Source organism: Stenotrophomonas sp. (assembly GCF_032061965.1).
In the GTDB taxonomy this organism is placed as follows: Bacteria; Pseudomonadota; Gammaproteobacteria; order Xanthomonadales; family Xanthomonadaceae; genus Stenotrophomonas.
The window spans coordinates 127,990-143,088 of the sequence record NZ_DAMBEF010000004.1; the positions used below are offsets into that span (position 1 = coordinate 127,990).

The following is a 15,099-nucleotide window of genomic DNA, read 5'->3' on the forward strand; positions in this document are numbered from 1 at the left end:
GGGCTGCTGCTGAAACGGGCAGCGCATTCGCGATGAGGTTTTACCGATGAGTCAGTTCACCGCCACCGATCACCTGCTGATGGCCCGTGCGCTGCGCCTGGCTGAACGTGCCGCCTGGACCACCCGTCCCAATCCGATGGTGGGTTGTGTCATTGCCCACGGCGATCAGGTGGTGGGCGAGGGTTGGCATCAGCGCGCAGGCGGTCCGCATGCCGAGGTGTTTGCGTTGCGCCAGGCCGGTGAGCGCGCGCGCGGCGCTACCGCATACGTCACCTTGGAACCCTGCGCGCACTACGGCCGCACGCCGCCCTGCGCACTGGCGCTGATCGATGCCGGCGTGGGCCGGGTGGTGGCGGCGATGGCCGATCCCTTCCCGGATGTGGATGGCGGCGGTTTTGCGCTGCTGCGGCAGGCCGGCATCAGCGTCGAGGTGGGCCTGATGGCCGCGCAGGCGCGTGAACTCAACCACGGGTTCCTATCGCGCGTCGAGCGTGGCCGGCCGTTCGTGCGGGTGAAGCTGGCTGGTAGCCTGGATGGGCGCACGGCAATGGCCAATGGTGAATCCAAGTGGATCACCGGCGAGGCGGCACGCGCCGACGTGCAGCAGTGGCGTGCCCGCGCGGGCGCCATCCTGACCGGCGCGGCCACGGTCGTGGCTGATGATCCGCAGTTGACCGCACGTCCGCTGGCGGGCGATTTCATGCCGCCGCTGCGGGTGATACTGGATGCACGCCTGCGTACGCTGGACTACGGGCGAGTGCGTGAGGGGGATGCACCAACCCTTTACGTGCATGGGCCGGAGGCAGTGCCGCCGGCATTGGGCGCGGCTGAATTCCTTGCCTGCCCCGTGCTTGCCGATGGCCGTTTTGATCTGCTCGTGGTGCTGGCGCAGCTGGCGGCACGCGGCATCAATGAAGTGCATGTCGAGGCGGGGCCGACCTTGTGTGGCGCGTTGTTGAAGGCGGGGTTGGTTGATGAGTTGCTGATATACGTCGCTCCGCTGTTGATGGGCGCCGATGCCCGACCACTGTTGGCGGGCCTTGGTATTGAGTATATGAACCAGGCCGTGCCGCTGGAGATGAAAGACGTGCGCATGGTCGGCAAGGACCTGCGCCTGCTGCTGCGGCCGTCAACGCGGATGGCATCGGCGGGTTGAACGGATCGTTGATGCGGCCTGTTCCACTAGTGGGAAGCTCTTGTTCAGTCGCATCGCGGCCGTCACCCGGGTCGCGCTGCTACAATCGCCGTGCCGGTTCGCCGGCACTCACAAACGTCTTCAGGGCGGGGTGCAACTCCCCACCGGCGGTAGGTGCAGGGTTCCGCAAGGATGCTGCATGAGCCCGCGAGCGCTCCAGCAAGGCCCGTACAGCAGTGCGGATACCGCGCAGGAGGTCAGCAGATCCGGTCAGATGCCGGAGCCGACGGTCATAGTCCGGATGAAAGAAGACGGTGTCCCGGTCCCCTTGCAGGGGCCGTGCGCCTGTTTGCCTTGCGGCGTTTTTCGCTCACACATCGCGGAGAACGTTAGTGTTTACTGGAATCATCGAAGGCGTCGGCCGTCTGGCCGCACGCGAACCCATCGGCGGCGATGTCCGCTTCACCTTCAACGTCGGCAACCTGCCGTTCGATCAGGTGCAGATGGGCGAGAGCATCGCCGTCAATGGCGTCTGCCTGACCGTCATCGATTTTGATGGCAGCAGCTTCAAGGCCGATGCCTCAAACGAAACCCTGGACCTGACCACGCTCGGCGGCCTTGCCGAAGATGCGGTGATCAATCTGGAACGGGCCATGCGGCCAACCGATCGCCTGGGGGGCCATCTGGTCAGCGGCCACGTCGATGGCCTGGGCAAGGTGCTGTCCATCCATGAGGACGCGCGCGCGCTGCGCTGGCGTTTTGAAGCGCCCAAGGCACTGCTCAAGTACATCGCCAAGAAGGGTTCGATCTGCGTGGATGGCGTCAGCCTCACCGTGAACGCCGCTGATGACGAAGGCTTCGAAGTCGCGCTGATCCCCCACACCGTCGCCAATACTGCGTTCTCCGCCACCGGCGTGGGCAGTGCGGTGAACCTGGAAATCGATCTGGTCGCCCGCTATGTCGAGCGCCTGCTGGGCCAAGGAGCCGCGCAATGAGTTTCGCCCCCATTCCTGAACTGCTGGAAGAAATCCGCGCTGGCCGCATGGTCGTCATCGTTGATGACGAGGACCGCGAGAACGAAGGCGACCTGATCATGGCCGCCGAGCTGGTCAAGCCATCGGACATCAATTTCATGGTCACCCATGCGCGTGGCCTGGTGTGCCTGTCGGTCACCCGCGAGCGCACCGCGCAGCTGGGCCTGATGCCGATGGTCCAGCACAACACCGCCCAGTTCCACACCAATTTTACCGTCAGCATCGAAGCAGCCGAAGGCGTCACCACCGGCATCTCCGCCCACGACCGTGCGCATACCATCCGCACCGCGATCCAGCCCAATGCCAAGCCGTCGGACCTGACCCAGCCGGGCCATATCTTCCCGCTGACCGCGCAGCCGGGCGGGGTGCTGACCCGTGCCGGCCACACCGAGGCGGCCAGCGACCTGCCGCGCATGGCCGGGCTGGAGGCTGCCGGCGTGCTGGTGGAGATACTCAACGCCGACGGCACCATGGCGCGCCGCCCGCAGCTGGAAGTGTTCGCCCGCGAGCATGGCCTGAAGATCGGCTCCATCGCCGACCTGATCGCCTACCGCCTGGCCACCGAGCACACCGTCGAGCGCGTGGACGAGCGCGAGATCCAGACCGAGTTCGGCACCTTCCAACTGATCACCTACCGCGACCGGATCGCCCACGACCTGCACTTTGCCCTGGTCCGCGGCACGCCGGACAAGGAAGTGCCGACCCTGGTACGGGTTCAGGTCGAGAACCCGTTGGCCGACCTGCTGCATTGGCGCCGCGACGATTTCGGTGTGGCCGCCACCGACGCGCTGCGCGCCATCGATGCCGCCGGCAACGGGGTAATGGTGGTGCTTTCGGCGCCGCGTGACACGGCCACGCTGCTGGCCCGCCTGCGCGCCCAGCCCGAAGCCACGGGCAAGAGCAAGGATGTGGGCCAGTGGCGCCGCAATGGTGCCGGCGCACAGATCCTGTCCGACCTGGGCCTGGGCAAGTTGCGCGTACTTGGTACCCCGCGCCGGCAGATCGGCCTGGCCGGCTATGGGCTGGAAATCGTCGAAACCGTGAAGCCAGATGCCGGTGACGAGCAGCCAGGGACCAACACTCAGTAGCCAGCAACCCGTGGCCAGGGGCGAGGAGTGAGGAACGGCAGATCGTTCAGCTTTTCACTATTTCCCCGTTCCTGGTCTGTAGGTTCTGCCTCCCAGCCCTGCGCACGTTAAACTTACCCACCCTCAGGAACCCCCACACCCCATGAGCCACTACGAAGGCGACCTTCGCCCGGCCGGTTCGGCCCGTTTTGCCATCATCGCCAGCCGTTGGAATGCCCGCATCACCGACGTGCTGGTGGCAGGCGCGCGGCAGAGCCTGGCCGGCAATGGCATCGGCGAGGATGCCATCGACGTAGTTCGCGTGCCCGGTGCATGGGAGATCCCGCTGGTCGCCGCGCGCCTTGCCGCGGCCGGCCACCACGCCGCCATCATCACCCTGGGCTGCGTGATCCGCGGTGACACCCGCCATTACGAGCATGTTGCCGATCGCTGCGCCGAAGGCCTGATGCGCGCCCAGCTGGATTTCGGCGTGCCGGTGCTCAATGGCGTGCTGGCGGTGGAGCGGGTGGAAGATGCCGAGGCCCGCGCAGGCGGCAGCCATGGCAACAAGGGTGAGGAAGCCGCCTTGGCGGCATTGGAAATGGTCAATCTTCTGGAGCAGCTGCCATGAACAACAAGAACAACGGCAAGCCTGCCGGAAAGCCAGTCCGTCGTGACGGCATTGATCCGGTGCTGCGCTCGCGCGCGCGCCGTCGCGCCCTGCAGGCGATCTATGCCTGGCAGATCTCCGGTGGCAACGCCGAGTCGCTGCTGGCCCAGTTCGCCCACGAGCAGGCCCATGAAATCGCCGATCTGGCCTATTTTGAAAGCCTGCTGCGCGGCGTGCTGGACAACCGCCGTGACCTTGACGAGGCGCTGACCCCGTTCGTCGACCGTGGTGTTGAAGAAGTGGACGCCATCGAGCGTGCGGTGCTGCGCGTGGCCGCCTATGAGCTGCGTTACCGCCCGGACGTGCCGTACCGCGTGGTGATCAACGAGGCGATCGAAACCGCCAAGCGGTTCGGTTCCGAACACGGTCACACCTATGTCAACGGTGTGCTGGACCGCGCCGCGGTGGAATGGCGCAAGGCCGAGTCCAACCAGTAAGTGGCGTGGCGGTGCAGGCCGCCAGACGTTTGCAAGCAGCGCCGGGGCCGGCATCATCGGCACCGGCGTTGTCGTATCCGGGAGTTGAAGTGAGCCTTGACGAATTCGGACTGATCGAGCGCATCCGCCGCCGTACCGGTGTCCGCGCCGACATCGCGCTGGGCATCGGTGACGACGCCGCCTTGTTGCAGCCGCAGCCGGGGCAACAACTGGTGGTCACCGCCGACACACTCAATGCAGGGGTGCACTTCCCGCTGCAGACACCGGCCGCCGACATCGGCTGGAAAACCCTCGCGGTGAATCTTTCCGACCTTGCGGCAATGGGCGCCACGCCGCGCTGGTGCACCCTGTCCCTGTCGCTGCCGGAGGCATCACCGGAATGGGTGGATGCCTTCGCCCAAGGTTTTTTTGCATTGGCCGATGCCCACGACATTGCGCTGGTGGGCGGTGATACCACCCGCGGCCCGCTCTCGCTGTCGGTCACCGCGATGGGGGAGGTGCCGACAGGAGCGGCGCTGCGCCGCGATGGTGCGCAACCGGGCGACGATATCTGGGTAACAGGCGTACCGGGTGAGGCGGGGCTGGCGTTGTCGCTGTGGCAACAAGGGCGGCTGGATGTCTCGCAGCCTTCGGCGGATCCGGCCCTGGAGCAGCTGCGCCTGCGCCTGGCCCGGCCCACGCCGCGGGTGGAAGCCGGCTTGGCGCTGCGCGGCCTGGCCAGCGCTGCGGTGGATGTTTCCGACGGCCTGCTGGCCGACCTGGGCCATATCTGCAAGCGCAGCCAGGTGGCGGCCGACCTGCTCGGTCAGGCCCTGCCTGCGTCAGTAGCGGCCACGGCCTGCGGGGATGAGGTCGCCTTCAATGCGTTGCGCGCGACGGCGGGCGATGATTACGAACTGTGCTTCACCGCGCCTGCGGCTTTGCGCGCGCAGGTGAGCGAAAGCATGTCCTGCGTTGCAGTTCGGGCCACACGTATTGGCTATATTCGAGCCGGAAGTGGGGTACACCTGAGCAATGAGGAGGGGGTGTTGCAAGCAGTTGCCAAGCGGGGTTTCAACCACTTTTCCGGTTGAAACGCAGTAGGTCGATTCCTTGATAAGGCGTGCGGAGCCGCCGTTCACATGCTGTCCACGCATTCATATTTATGATCTCGACCGTGATCCATGTCGCGTTTTAATGCAGGTCTGAACTGCAGTGCGCGGCATCAAACAGGGGGCTTGGCAAGTGGAAATGGCAACACTGGAAAAGGTGAGGGCGAAAATGACCGATGTCGGCCAGCCCTCCAGCAGCGTGGACAGTCCTGCATTGGAAGCAGAATTGGACACCGTCATCGACGCCAACAGCGGCATTTCCATGCTGCTCGTTTCCACGGGCGATGGCCGCGCCATTGCGCATCGTTCGCAGAACAAGCTTGATCCGCGACGCTTGTCGGCAATGAGCAACTCGTTCCTGACGCTGGGGGAAACCTTGTCGCGCGAGTTGGGCCTGACCACCGCCGACTACGTGACCATGTCCACCTCGCAGGGCAGCATGGTGCTGGTCCGTGTTGCTGCGGATCGCACCTATACCCTGGCCGCGCTGGGACATGCCGACACCTCGTTGGCCATCCTGCTGTACGCGGCTCGCGATGCGGCTGCGCGTATCAAGCCCCTGCTGTAACCCTTTGTTGTAACCACTGCGTGCTCACATGGCCCGGCTTGCCGGGACATCGTGCGAGCGCAGGGCAAGTCTGCACCTGGCATCACGTGACCTGACTGCACTGGCAGGCGCGATTCTGGAATCAATCATCGAATAATGGAGTGGAACATGGCTGGTAACGTCAAGTTGGACAAGTTGAATGAAATCGCAGGCTTCGTCGGCGCAGCGCTGGTCGACAGCGACAGCGGCATGGCCCTGGGCATGCTGGGCGGCGGCCCGATCAACCTGGAAGTTGCTGCTGCCGGCAACACCGAAGTGGTGCGCGCCAAGCGCCGCGTTGCTGCCTCGTTGGGCATCACCGATGCGATCGAAGACATCCTGATCACCCTGAGCAAGCAGTACCACCTGATCCGTCCGCTGGAAAGCAATGCGGACCTGTTCCTGTACGTGGTGCTGGACCGTTCGCGCGCCAATCTCGCACTCGCTCGCCACGAGCTGAAGTCGTTCGAACAGACCCTCGATTTCAAGTAATCGAGGAGCACGCCGCTGCTTCGAAGAGAGGCAGCGGCGTGGCCGCTGAGCCAAGGAACCCGGTCCGGTTTATACGATGAGCGCACCTGCCCGCAAGATCTCCACTGCCGTGATTGGCTGCCAGGGTCTGGACGTGCTGCATATGATGCGGCTCAAGGTGGCCAGCTCGTTGTTGATGGCCGAGTACATCCAGGCAGATGTCCAGGAGTGGAACCACCAGAAGGTGGATCTGCTGGTGGCCAGCATTGACGATGGCAAGGGCCAGCAGGTGCTGCGCGAAGCAGGCGCCAAAGGCCTGCCGGTGTTGGCAGTGACCCGCAAGGTACTGGCCGGCCTGCCGATTCCCGGCGTGGCTCACGGCGCCAGCGTGCGTGAGATTTTCCAGCAGCTGCGTGAACTGCTGCAGCAAGCCGACGGCAGTGGCGAGCGCTTCCTGCCACGCACGTTGTTCCGCAGCCTTGGCGAGGCCAAGGGTAAGCCGAGCCTGCTGCACCTGGGCCTGGTCCGGGTAATGGTGGATGCGCCGCAGCGCAAGGTGACCTTGCTGCGCGACATTCCCTATGAAAATTTTCTGAAAGCGGCCGCCGAGCCGGGCTGGACCTTGTCCCTGCTCAGCGACGACCGTGGTGTGGAGGAGTGCATGGCCGACGCGGTCAGCCAGCACGCGTTTGAGGATTTCTGCTGGCGCGCGGCGGCCTTGGCGGCCGAACCGCTGCTGCCGCAGGACCTGCAGGGACTGGCCCAGCTGCGTGGCTGGCCGGAAGTGGAGACCGGGCTGCTGCCCACCCATTGGCTGCTGCCGATGGCGGCCTTGATGATCCGCCCGTGGCAGCCAGAGCAGCTGGCCCTTGCCACAGGCACCTCGCTGGACGACATTGCCCGTATCATGGCCGCCGCGGCCTGTACTGACCTGCTGGATAGCTCCGGTAGTGAAAGTGCGGCCCCGCGTGCGAAGAGTGGCAAGGTTTCCGGCTTTTTCTCGCGTATCGCCAAGCGATTCGGGCTCAATATTTCCAAGGGGCTTCAGGTCTGACGGATATGGCAACCAAGCTGGTTTTTGTCGGTGAAATGGGTGCGGGAAAGACGACCGCGATCAGGTCGATCTCGGACATGGAGCCGATCAGCACAGAAATGCCAATCAGCGACGAGGCTGCGCTGGAGGCATTTGAAGACAAGTCGCACACGACGGTGGCGCTGGATTACAGCTCCATTGAACTGGGCGATGGCGAGCTGTTGCACGTCTACGGCGTGCCCGGCCAGGCCTACCTGGATTTCATGTGGCCGATCGTGGCCGAGGGTGCGATCGGCGTGATCGTACTTGTGAGCGCACTCAACCCGCGCGCGCTGGCAAGTACGTTGATGCTGCTCGGGCGTTTCCGCGAGCTGGCACCTGAGGCCTGCTTCGCGGTGGGTGTGACCTGCCAGGACCGGGTGCCGGATTTCAGCTTCACCGACTTCCGTAATGCCCTGGCCAAGGAGGGGCATCGTCTGCCGGTGATGTGGGTGGATGCACGCGAGGCCAACCAGGTCGACTTCCTGGTCAAGGCACTGCTGTCCTGCCGCTACGCCGAGGCCGTGGCCTGAGCCATGCCGGCAAAAGCGGCGTAGGCCGCGAATGCAGGAAATCCCCCGATTGCAGATTTCCCTGACGCCGACACCGCGCCAGCGTCGCCGCTTGCGCCGCAGCTAGCGGGGCGGCAGCACCTTGCCCGGATTGAGGATGCCGTCCGGGTCCAGTGCCTGCTTGATCGCCCACATCGTGGCCAGCGTATCGGCGGAGAACGCCTGCGCCATGAAATCGCGCTTGGCCACACCGATGCCATGCTCCCCGGACAAGGTGCCACCCAACTGCAAGGCAAGTGCGAACACCTTGGGCAAAGCCGCGTGCGCGCGTTGATTCTCGTCGGCATCGTCCGGGTGGTACAGGATGTTGACGTGCAGGTTGCCGTTACCGGCATGGCCGAAGGTGACGATGGGCAGGTTGGCCTCGATCGACAGGCGTTGTACGCCGTCCACCAGCGCCGGGATCTGCGATACCGGCACCACCACGTCCTCGTTGATCTTGCCGGGGGCAATGGTTTTCAGCGCCGGTGACAGGGCGCGGCGGGCGGCCCATAGTTTGTCGCGCGCGCTGCCGTCGGCAGCCACATCCAGCTGCAGCATGCCATCGCCCTCAGCGGCTTCGGCCAATGCATTGAGCAGGTAGGGCAGGGTGTCGTCGTCGCCATCGGCATCGATCAACAGCATCGCGCCGGCGTCCGGCACCTGCGCACCATTGTGGCGCAGCAGTTGCAGGCTGCGCGCGTCCATGAATTCCAGCGTGGTCGGAGTAACCGGCTGTGCCATCACCCGTGATACGGCAGCGGCAGCGGCTTCGGCATCGCGGTAGAGCACGCGCAGGCCGGCCTGGCTGCGCGGTCGCGGCGCCAGTTTCAGGGTGGCTTCCACGATCAATGCCAGCGTGCCCTCGCTACCGACGATCAGATGGGCCAGGTCATAGCCGGTGGCATCCTTGGTATAGGCGCCACCGCATTGAATCAGCTCACCAGTGCCGGTGACGGCCACCAGCCCGAGTACGTTGTCGCGACTGGTGCCGTACTTCACCGCGCGTGGTCCACCGGCATTGCAGGCCAGGTTGCCACCGATGCTGCAGATATCCGCGCTGGAAGGGTCCGGCGGCCAGAACAGGCCATGTGGCATCAAGGCCTGCTGCAGGTCGCCATTGAGTACCCCTGGCTGCACCACCGCGCAGCGATCACCGGCGCGGATAGCCACGATCCTGTTCATGCGCGCGAACGACAGCACGATGCCGCCTGCCTGAGGCACGGCAGCGCCGGTGGTGCCCGTACCTGCACCCCGGCCGACCAGCGGTACCCCGTGCGCGCGGCAGGCGCGGACGATGGCCTGTACCTGTTCGTGTGTACTGGGCAGGGCGACGCCCAGGGGCAGCGCATGGCGCCAGGAGTTGTCCTGCGCATGCGCCTGCAGCGTAGCGGCGTCGGTGCGCCAGCCATCGCCCAGCAACTGCGTCAGGGACTGATTGAATGCGTCGGGAAGGGGCGTGCTCACCCCGATATTGTAGGCCGTGTCATTTGCCAGGGTCGGAAGGGGGTGTCGCGGGGCGCGAACGTACCTCTTCGGGCAACAAGGCGACGACCTGCTCCAGGATCCCGGGCAGGGACTGTTCGGAGTAGCCCCTGTGAACCGCCTGGATACGGCCTTCGCGGTCCAATACGAACATCAAGGGGATGGCCTTCACGCCGTAGCGCTCGGCCGTCTTGCCCTTGGTGTCGATCACGTATTCAAGGTCCATCTTGCGATAGCGTCGGGCGAAGGCCACCACGTCCGAGCGCGGTTCGTCCCAGTTGACCGCGAGGACCTCCAATGCGTCCTTGCCGACCACTTGTTGGATCTGCGCCAGTCGGGGCAGTTCCCGCATGCAGGGTCCACACCAGCTCGCCCAGAAGGTCATGATCACCACTTTGCCACGCCGTTCGGCCAGGTCCACCTGCTCGCCGCGCAGGTTGCTGCCCAGCGCGGCGCTTGGTGGAAACTCGCCTTGCTGGGGAGGTGGCGGCACAGCGTTGGCGGCAGATGCCGCAGGTGCCAGCAGGCCCAGCCAGAGCACTATTGCCAGCGCCTGCAGGAAACGATGATGCATGGGCTCCCCCTGGAGTGGTCAGCGGATGACGTCCGAGCGCCTGCCGTGTGGCGATTGAATCACCTTCCAGCCGAGCACCGCCACTACCAGCGGCAGCCAAACCCAGCGCAGTTCGGAGACCAGCGTCTGCAGGCCGCGGGCACTGAAGAAATTGTTGGCGAAGGGCGATACCCGGATGGGCCGCCATGGCGCGAACAAACGGTGCTCGCTCCATGGCCACCAAAGTGCCACGCCCAGGCCCCCGGACGTCAACGCGTCGAGCAATGGGTGTGACACCGCGCTGGCGAAGACAAACACCAGCGCCTGCCAGCGTCCGGCATGCAGCCTGCGGGCACAGGCGAGCGCGAGCAGCCCCAGCACGCCGGCAAACAGCAGCGAGTGGCTGGCACCTCGATGACCGAACGCATCGGCATAGGGAATATGCAGGGCGAAGGCCAGCACATCGGCGTCGGGCAGCATCGCGGCAGCCACACCTGCGGCCAGCAGGCGTCCGGAAACGCGGCCGCGTTCACTGGCGCACCACAAGGCCAGCGGCACGGCCGCATGCGTGAAGATACTGGGCATCAGCAGTCGTCGGCGCGGAAGGCGTCGCGGATCCAGTCCAGTTGCGGTGGCTCGCCGCGGGCATCCACCACGTCAAACCGACAGGGGCGGTTGGCCAGGGCAGGGTGCTGTGCCAGATAGCGCTGCGCGGCGTGCACCAGCTTGCGGCGCTTGCCGATATCCACCGACGCGGCACCGCCGCCAAAGCCTACAGTGCGGCGGTAACGTACCTCGACAAATACCAGGCCCGCATCGGCAGGATCCTCCATCACCAGATCCAGCTCGCCGCCGCTGTAGCGCACATTGCTGGCCCGCCAACGCAGGCCGGACTTTTCGAGCATCACGCGCGCTGCGGCTTCCACCGCAGCGCCACGCTGGGCTGGTTCAGCGGCCATCACCGATCGCGGTCGGATGGCCACCGCTGAAGGTCGACCAGGCCGGCGTGCGCAGCACGTTGCCAAAGCCATCCAGGTGCAGGGTGCCGGTTGCGCCACTCAAGCCGGCGCCGGTGCTGTTGGCCAGCTTTTCCAGATAGGCGGTGATCTTCCACGCGTCGTAGCCGAAGGCAAACAGCCGCGCTGCGCCGCCACGTGCGGTCGGCAGGGTGCTGGCCAGGCTGCTGGCTGCCGGCAGGCCGGCCACGCCACGCGAGGTCCAGGCTTCGCTCGGGAAGGCGATGCCATCCAGTGCCATGTCTTCATCCGCCTTGCCGGTGTTGGCGATCAACTGCGAGGTGCCGACACGGCTCACCGCGGCCAGCCCGGCCAGTGCGAGCTGAGGGGCCAGGGCACGCGCCTGGTTACCCTTCACGGCCAGCAGAACCGCGTCCACGCCGGTCGCCTGGCGCAGCTGTGCGCCGATGTCGGCGGGGGTGTCGCTGACGCTGATGCTGGCGGCGACCTTGCCGCCGCGCTCGCCGAAGCGCTCCTTGAACGCGGTGCTGGCGCGGCGTCCGGCTTCATCGTTGCTGGCGATCACCAGCACGTTGCGGCGTTCGCGGCTGAGCAGGTATTCGGCGGCCATGATGCCGTCGTCCTCCGGTGCCAGCGAGAAGCCGGCGCTACCGGCTGGCGGTGTGTCCTTGCCGCGGTTGAGTGCCAGCAGCGGCACCTGCAGCTGATCACGGTGGAACAGCGCATCCACCTCGTCACGGCCAAGCGGGCCGACCACGAAATCCGCCCCCGAGGCGACGGCCTTGTCGTAGGCGGCAATGGCGCCGGCGGCATTGCCCTTGGTGTCGATGAAGTCGATCTGCGGGCGGCGCCGGGTTTCGCCGTAATAACCGGCAAGCAGGCCGTCGCGGACCGGTGCCGATGCAGTGGCCAGGTTGCCGGTCAGCGGCAGCAGCACCGCCATCTTGACCGGCGGGCGATAGCCGTCGGCATCAGCGGGTGGCCGCTTGCCGGTATCCAGTTGCCATGCGGCGTCGCGGTCGAACGGGCGCGGCAGCGGCAGCCCGCGGGCGATCAGCGCACGGCCGGCATGGTTGTAGAGCGGGTCACCGGCCGGCAGCGCGGCGGTGCGGCTGCTGAGGGTGGCGTCATCCAGGCCCGACAGCAGGCGGGTGATGGCGCGCTGGTTGTCACTGCGCTCGGCACCGTTGAGCGTTACCCCCGCACGCGCCCGATCGGCGGCAGCGTTGAAGGCGTCGCCATTGGCTTCCAGTGCCTGCGCACGGGCCAGGTACCAGCGTGCGTGCAGGGCAGTGGGGAGCTGCGTCGGGGTTCCGCTCAGCGCCTGCAGTGCGGCGACCGGCTGTTTGTCGAGCACCGCCAATTCGGCCAGCAGCAGGTTGAACCGCTGCTGCGTGGCGCCGCCGAGCTGACGCGCCTGCACCTGCGGGATCAGCATGCGCGCGCGCGCATCGTCCTTGGCCTCATGCCAGGCAAAGGCCGCATCGGCCAATAGCTGCGATTTGCCCGCACCGCGCGCCAGTGCGGCTTCGGCTTCCAGTTGCTGGGCCGCTTCGCGGGGCTTGCCCTGTTCAAGCAGGGCGATGGCTGCCTGCTGGGCGGGCGAGCTGGTCGGGGCGATGCTGGTGGTGGCGCAGCCGACAAACAGCAGCATCGACAATGACAGGGCGGTGATCCGGGCGACTGGCTTGTTCATTTGAGGTCCGTTCGACAGGGCGCGGCAGTGCCGGGCGGGTGGAAACGGTAGGATTCTACCCTTGGCCTACGGAAATACCGATGATGAGTCCCACTGCTGCCACCCTCTATGTTGTCGCCACGCCGATCGGCAACCTTGCCGACCTGAGCCCGCGAGCACAGGAGGTACTGCGTTCAGTGGCCGCGATCTGTGCGGAAGACACCCGTCATACCGGTCAGTTGCTGTCGCATTTCGGTATCAGCAAGCCGCTGGTGGCCCTTCATGACCACAACGAGGAGGCGATGGCCGACCGTGTGGTGTCGCGGCTGCTGGGCGGCGAGTCGCTGGCCGTGGTCAGTGATGCCGGCACGCCGCTGGTCAGCGATCCGGGATTTCGTCTGGTGCGTGCAGCGCGAGCGGCCGGGGTCAAGGTCAGTCCCATACCGGGGGCATGTGCCGCGATTGCTGCCTTGAGTGTGGCGGGGCTGCCGAGTGATCGCTTCGTGTTCGAGGGCTTTCTCCCGGCCAAGGCCGCAGCGCGGCGTGAACGACTGCACAAGCTGGCTGCCGAGACCGGTACGTTGGTTTTCTATGAATCCTCGCATCGCATTGCCGAGTCCTTGGCTGACATGGCGCTGGCGTTTGGCGCCGAACGCCCGGCGGTGGTCGCGCGCGAGTTGACCAAGCTGTTCGAAACGGTGCTGGATGGCAGCCTGTCGCAGTTGCTGGCCAAGGTGCAGGCCGATGACAACCAGCGCAAGGGGGAGTTCGTGGTGATGGTGCAGGGCGCCGGCGATGATGAAGAGGCCAGGATCGCTGAAGGCCGACGCCTGTACGCCAAGTTGAACGAGCACCTGCCTCCTTCCACCGCCGCCAAGCTGGCGGCTGAACTGAGCGGAGCACCGCGCAAGGCCTTGTATGGACAGGGCAGCAGCGACTGAGGCCTGGTGGGCGGCCGCCGATGCCGCCAGCCTGCAACGCCAGCTCGACCTGCGCGAGCGGCCCGTGCGGGGCGCCTCTGGCGGCGAGGCCAAGACCCAGCGCGAGCGCTGGATGATGGTGCGCTGGCTGACCGCCTGGGCCAGCCAGTTGAGTTACCCGGTGCTGGTCAACAAGCGCGAAAGTCCGGATTTCCTGGTGGCCTCCGGAGACGACCGGGCCGGTGTGGAATGCATGGAAGTGGTGCCGGAGGCATTCAAGCAATTGCAGGCCAAGCTGGACGGCATCAACTCCGGCTGGGTTCGTCCGGTCTCGCGCTCCGCTCCGGCTGCGGGCCGTGCGGACTGGGATAGCCCTTTGATCCGGCAATTGTTGGCGGACACCTTTGAGGGAAGCCCTTGGCTTGGTGATGAACCCGAGCGCCTATGGGTGGAAGTGATGCGCTGGGCGGTGGATAAAAAGCGGGTAGTGCGGCGCAAGCCAGGGTTTGCGGAGCAACCGAGCAATGTGCTGCTGCTCTACGACAATTGGCCGCTGCCAGCGGTGGCGTTTGTCGAAGAGGCTGACCCTGGCGTCCTGCGGGGTTGGGCCTTGGCTGCACTGGATGAGTTGTCCGCGCAGCTGCGGGCGACCGGCGCACATGCCGATTTCCAGCAAATCGACATCCTGCGCCAGGGCTGGCTGCTTTCGTTCACCGACGCGGGTATTCAGCGCATTCGATATCTGCCGACAGATGCTGAATGAAAGTTGGGCCGGCCGGGGCCTGGACGTGCGACAATACGCGTGGCGGAGTCGGCCAGACAGTCGCGTCATTCCTTCGGGAGTGCCGAGGAAAGTCCGGGCTCCACAGGGCAAGGTGCCAGGTAACGCCTGGGCGGCGCAAGCCGACGGAAAGTGCAACAGAAAGATACCGCCTACGTCTCTTTCGAGAGGCCGGTAAGGGTGAAATGGTGCGGTAAGAGCGCACCGCGAGTCTGGCAACAGACCGGTACGGCAAACCCCACCTGGAGCAAGACCAAATAGGGACCTAATGGCGTGGCCCGCGTCGGGTCCGGGTAGGTTGCTTGAGCGTTACGGTGACGTAGCGCCTAGAGGAATGACTGTCCACGACAAAACCCGGCTTATCGGCCGGCTCCGCCGCTTTCATCGCCTGGCAGGCGATGAAAGCCCCAAAGTTTTGCGCAGCAAAACTTTGGGCCCCGGGCCTCTGGCCTTCCACATCCCCGCGCCTGTCGGCGCGCCCCCTTTACTAAAGGGGGCTGGTTCCTTCGGATGGATGGCTTTGCTCGCTTCGCCTCGCTTTCCTTCGGATGGATGGCTTTGCTCGCTTCGCCTCGCTTTCCTTCGGATGGATGG

17 protein-coding genes, 1 other RNA gene and 1 riboswitch are annotated in these 15,099 nt (G+C 65.6%); of the genes, 13 read left to right on the forward strand and 5 right to left on the reverse strand.

The genetic code is table 11. The features are described from left to right. The first annotated feature begins 46 nt into the window (after positions 1–46). The 10 genes from ribD (at position 47) to RT460_RS03500 (ending at position 8,096) form a co-directional block, all read left to right on the forward strand. A complete protein-coding gene (gene ribD / locus RT460_RS03455) occupies positions 47–1,156 on the forward strand; it encodes a bifunctional diaminohydroxyphosphoribosylaminopyrimidine deaminase/5-amino-6-(5-phosphoribosylamino)uracil reductase RibD (RefSeq protein WP_313317178.1) in 1,110 nt (369 codons plus the stop codon). Between the two features lie 112 nt (positions 1,157–1,268). After that, positions 1,269–1,452: riboswitch (FMN riboswitch) on the forward strand. 75 nt (positions 1,453–1,527) lie between these two features. Beyond that, the gene (locus RT460_RS03460) at positions 1,528–2,130 is read left to right on the forward strand and encodes a riboflavin synthase (protein ID WP_313317179.1); all 603 of its coding nucleotides are present in this window, start codon (positions 1,528–1,530) and stop codon (positions 2,128–2,130) included. Continuing rightward, positions 2,127–3,257 (forward strand): 3,4-dihydroxy-2-butanone-4-phosphate synthase, encoded by a 1,131-nt coding sequence (ribB, locus tag RT460_RS03465; protein ID WP_313317180.1) that lies wholly within the window; start codon positions 2,127–2,129, stop codon positions 3,255–3,257. Before RT460_RS03460 ends, ribB begins: the two co-directional genes overlap by 4 nt. Before the next feature lie 142 nt (positions 3,258–3,399). After that, the gene (gene ribH, locus RT460_RS03470; protein ID WP_293715064.1) at positions 3,400–3,867 is read left to right on the forward strand and encodes a 6,7-dimethyl-8-ribityllumazine synthase; all 468 of its coding nucleotides are present in this window, start codon (positions 3,400–3,402) and stop codon (positions 3,865–3,867) included. Continuing rightward, positions 3,864–4,343 (forward strand): transcription antitermination factor NusB, encoded by a 480-nt coding sequence (gene nusB, locus RT460_RS03475; RefSeq protein WP_313317182.1) that lies wholly within the window; start codon positions 3,864–3,866, stop codon positions 4,341–4,343. The genes ribH and nusB overlap by 4 nt, the downstream gene beginning before the upstream one ends. 89 nt (positions 4,344–4,432) lie before the next feature. Continuing rightward, a complete protein-coding gene (thiL, locus tag RT460_RS03480) occupies positions 4,433–5,416 on the forward strand; it encodes a thiamine-phosphate kinase (protein ID WP_313317184.1) in 984 nt (327 codons plus the stop codon). Between the two features lie 157 nt (positions 5,417–5,573). Then, positions 5,574–6,002: a roadblock/LC7 domain-containing protein gene (locus RT460_RS03485; protein ID WP_313317186.1), complete on the forward strand. Its 429-nt coding sequence runs from the start codon at positions 5,574–5,576 to the stop codon at positions 6,000–6,002. A gap of 147 nt (positions 6,003–6,149) precedes the next feature. Continuing rightward, positions 6,150–6,512, forward strand: a complete 363-nt coding sequence (locus RT460_RS03490; protein ID WP_313317187.1) for a roadblock/LC7 domain-containing protein — start codon at positions 6,150–6,152, stop codon at positions 6,510–6,512. 76 nt (positions 6,513–6,588) lie between these two features. After that, entirely contained in the window at positions 6,589–7,545 is a 957-nt protein-coding gene (locus RT460_RS03495) for a hypothetical protein (RefSeq protein ID WP_313317188.1), read from the forward strand. After that, on the forward strand, positions 7,542–8,096 hold the full coding sequence (locus RT460_RS03500) for a GTPase (RefSeq protein ID WP_313317226.1): 555 nt from the start codon (positions 7,542–7,544) through the stop codon (positions 8,094–8,096). Before RT460_RS03495 ends, RT460_RS03500 begins: the two co-directional genes overlap by 4 nt. 102 nt (positions 8,097–8,198) lie before the next feature. Here the strand turns inward: RT460_RS03500 and RT460_RS03505 are convergent, their stop codons facing one another. The 5 genes from RT460_RS03505 to RT460_RS03525 are packed head-to-tail and all read right to left on the reverse strand — an operon-like array spanning position 8,199 to position 12,825. Further along, positions 8,199–9,581, reverse strand: coding sequence for an FAD-linked oxidase C-terminal domain-containing protein (locus RT460_RS03505; protein ID WP_313317189.1), 1,383 nt, complete (start codon positions 9,579–9,581; stop codon positions 8,199–8,201). Positions 9,582–9,600: 19 nt separating this feature from the next. Continuing rightward, positions 9,601–10,173 carry a TlpA disulfide reductase family protein gene (locus RT460_RS03510; RefSeq protein ID WP_313317190.1) on the reverse strand — a complete coding sequence of 191 codons (573 nt, stop codon included), beginning with the start codon at positions 10,171–10,173 and terminating at the stop codon, positions 9,601–9,603. A gap of 18 nt (positions 10,174–10,191) precedes the next feature. Beyond that, positions 10,192–10,737 carry a metal-dependent hydrolase gene (locus RT460_RS03515; protein WP_313317191.1) on the reverse strand — a complete coding sequence of 182 codons (546 nt, stop codon included), beginning with the start codon at positions 10,735–10,737 and terminating at the stop codon, positions 10,192–10,194. Continuing rightward, positions 10,737–11,111 (reverse strand): YraN family protein, encoded by a 375-nt coding sequence (locus RT460_RS03520; RefSeq protein ID WP_313317193.1) that lies wholly within the window; start codon positions 11,109–11,111, stop codon positions 10,737–10,739. Before RT460_RS03520 ends, RT460_RS03515 begins: the two co-directional genes overlap by 1 nt. Beyond that, positions 11,101–12,825 carry a penicillin-binding protein activator gene (locus RT460_RS03525; RefSeq protein ID WP_313317194.1) on the reverse strand — a complete coding sequence of 575 codons (1,725 nt, stop codon included), beginning with the start codon at positions 12,823–12,825 and terminating at the stop codon, positions 11,101–11,103. The genes RT460_RS03520 and RT460_RS03525 overlap by 11 nt, the downstream gene beginning before the upstream one ends. Before the next feature lie 80 nt (positions 12,826–12,905). Between RT460_RS03525 and rsmI the strand changes: the two genes are divergently transcribed. The 3 genes from rsmI to rnpB all read left to right on the forward strand — a co-directional run bounded on the left by rsmI (position 12,906) and on the right by rnpB (position 14,883). Further along, the gene (gene rsmI / locus RT460_RS03530) at positions 12,906–13,745 is read left to right on the forward strand and encodes a 16S rRNA (cytidine(1402)-2'-O)-methyltransferase (protein WP_313317195.1); all 840 of its coding nucleotides are present in this window, start codon (positions 12,906–12,908) and stop codon (positions 13,743–13,745) included. Continuing rightward, positions 13,723–14,487, forward strand: coding sequence for a hypothetical protein (locus RT460_RS03535; RefSeq protein WP_313317196.1), 765 nt, complete (start codon positions 13,723–13,725; stop codon positions 14,485–14,487). The genes rsmI and RT460_RS03535 overlap by 23 nt, the downstream gene beginning before the upstream one ends. A 44-nt stretch (positions 14,488–14,531) precedes the next feature. Then, positions 14,532–14,883: RNase P RNA component class A (gene rnpB, locus RT460_RS03540), an RNA gene on the forward strand. Positions 14,884–15,099: the final 216 nt, after the last annotated feature.

Coding starts and splice junctions, on each gene's coding strand:
- ribB (WP_313317180.1), top strand. CDS start 2,127: ATGAGTTTCGCCCCCATTCCTGAACTGCTGGAAGAAATCCGCGCTGGC.
- RT460_RS03490 (WP_313317187.1), top strand. CDS start 6,150: ATGGCTGGTAACGTCAAGTTGGACAAGTTGAATGAAATCGCAGGCTTC.
- ribH (WP_293715064.1), top strand. CDS start 3,400: ATGAGCCACTACGAAGGCGACCTTCGCCCGGCCGGTTCGGCCCGTTTT.
- RT460_RS03515 (WP_313317191.1), bottom strand. CDS start 10,737: ATGCCCAGTATCTTCACGCATGCGGCCGTGCCGCTGGCCTTGTGGTGC.
- ribD (WP_313317178.1), top strand. CDS start 47: ATGAGTCAGTTCACCGCCACCGATCACCTGCTGATGGCCCGTGCGCTG.
- rsmI (WP_313317195.1), top strand. CDS start 12,906: ATGATGAGTCCCACTGCTGCCACCCTCTATGTTGTCGCCACGCCGATC.
- nusB (WP_313317182.1), top strand. CDS start 3,864: ATGAACAACAAGAACAACGGCAAGCCTGCCGGAAAGCCAGTCCGTCGT.
- RT460_RS03485 (WP_313317186.1), top strand. CDS start 5,574: ATGGCAACACTGGAAAAGGTGAGGGCGAAAATGACCGATGTCGGCCAG.
- RT460_RS03520 (WP_313317193.1), bottom strand. CDS start 11,111: ATGGCCGCTGAACCAGCCCAGCGTGGCGCTGCGGTGGAAGCCGCAGCG.
- RT460_RS03525 (WP_313317194.1), bottom strand. CDS start 12,825: ATGAACAAGCCAGTCGCCCGGATCACCGCCCTGTCATTGTCGATGCTG.
- RT460_RS03510 (WP_313317190.1), bottom strand. CDS start 10,173: ATGCATCATCGTTTCCTGCAGGCGCTGGCAATAGTGCTCTGGCTGGGC.
- RT460_RS03495 (WP_313317188.1), top strand. CDS start 6,589: ATGAGCGCACCTGCCCGCAAGATCTCCACTGCCGTGATTGGCTGCCAG.
- RT460_RS03535 (WP_313317196.1), top strand. CDS start 13,723: ATGGACAGGGCAGCAGCGACTGAGGCCTGGTGGGCGGCCGCCGATGCC.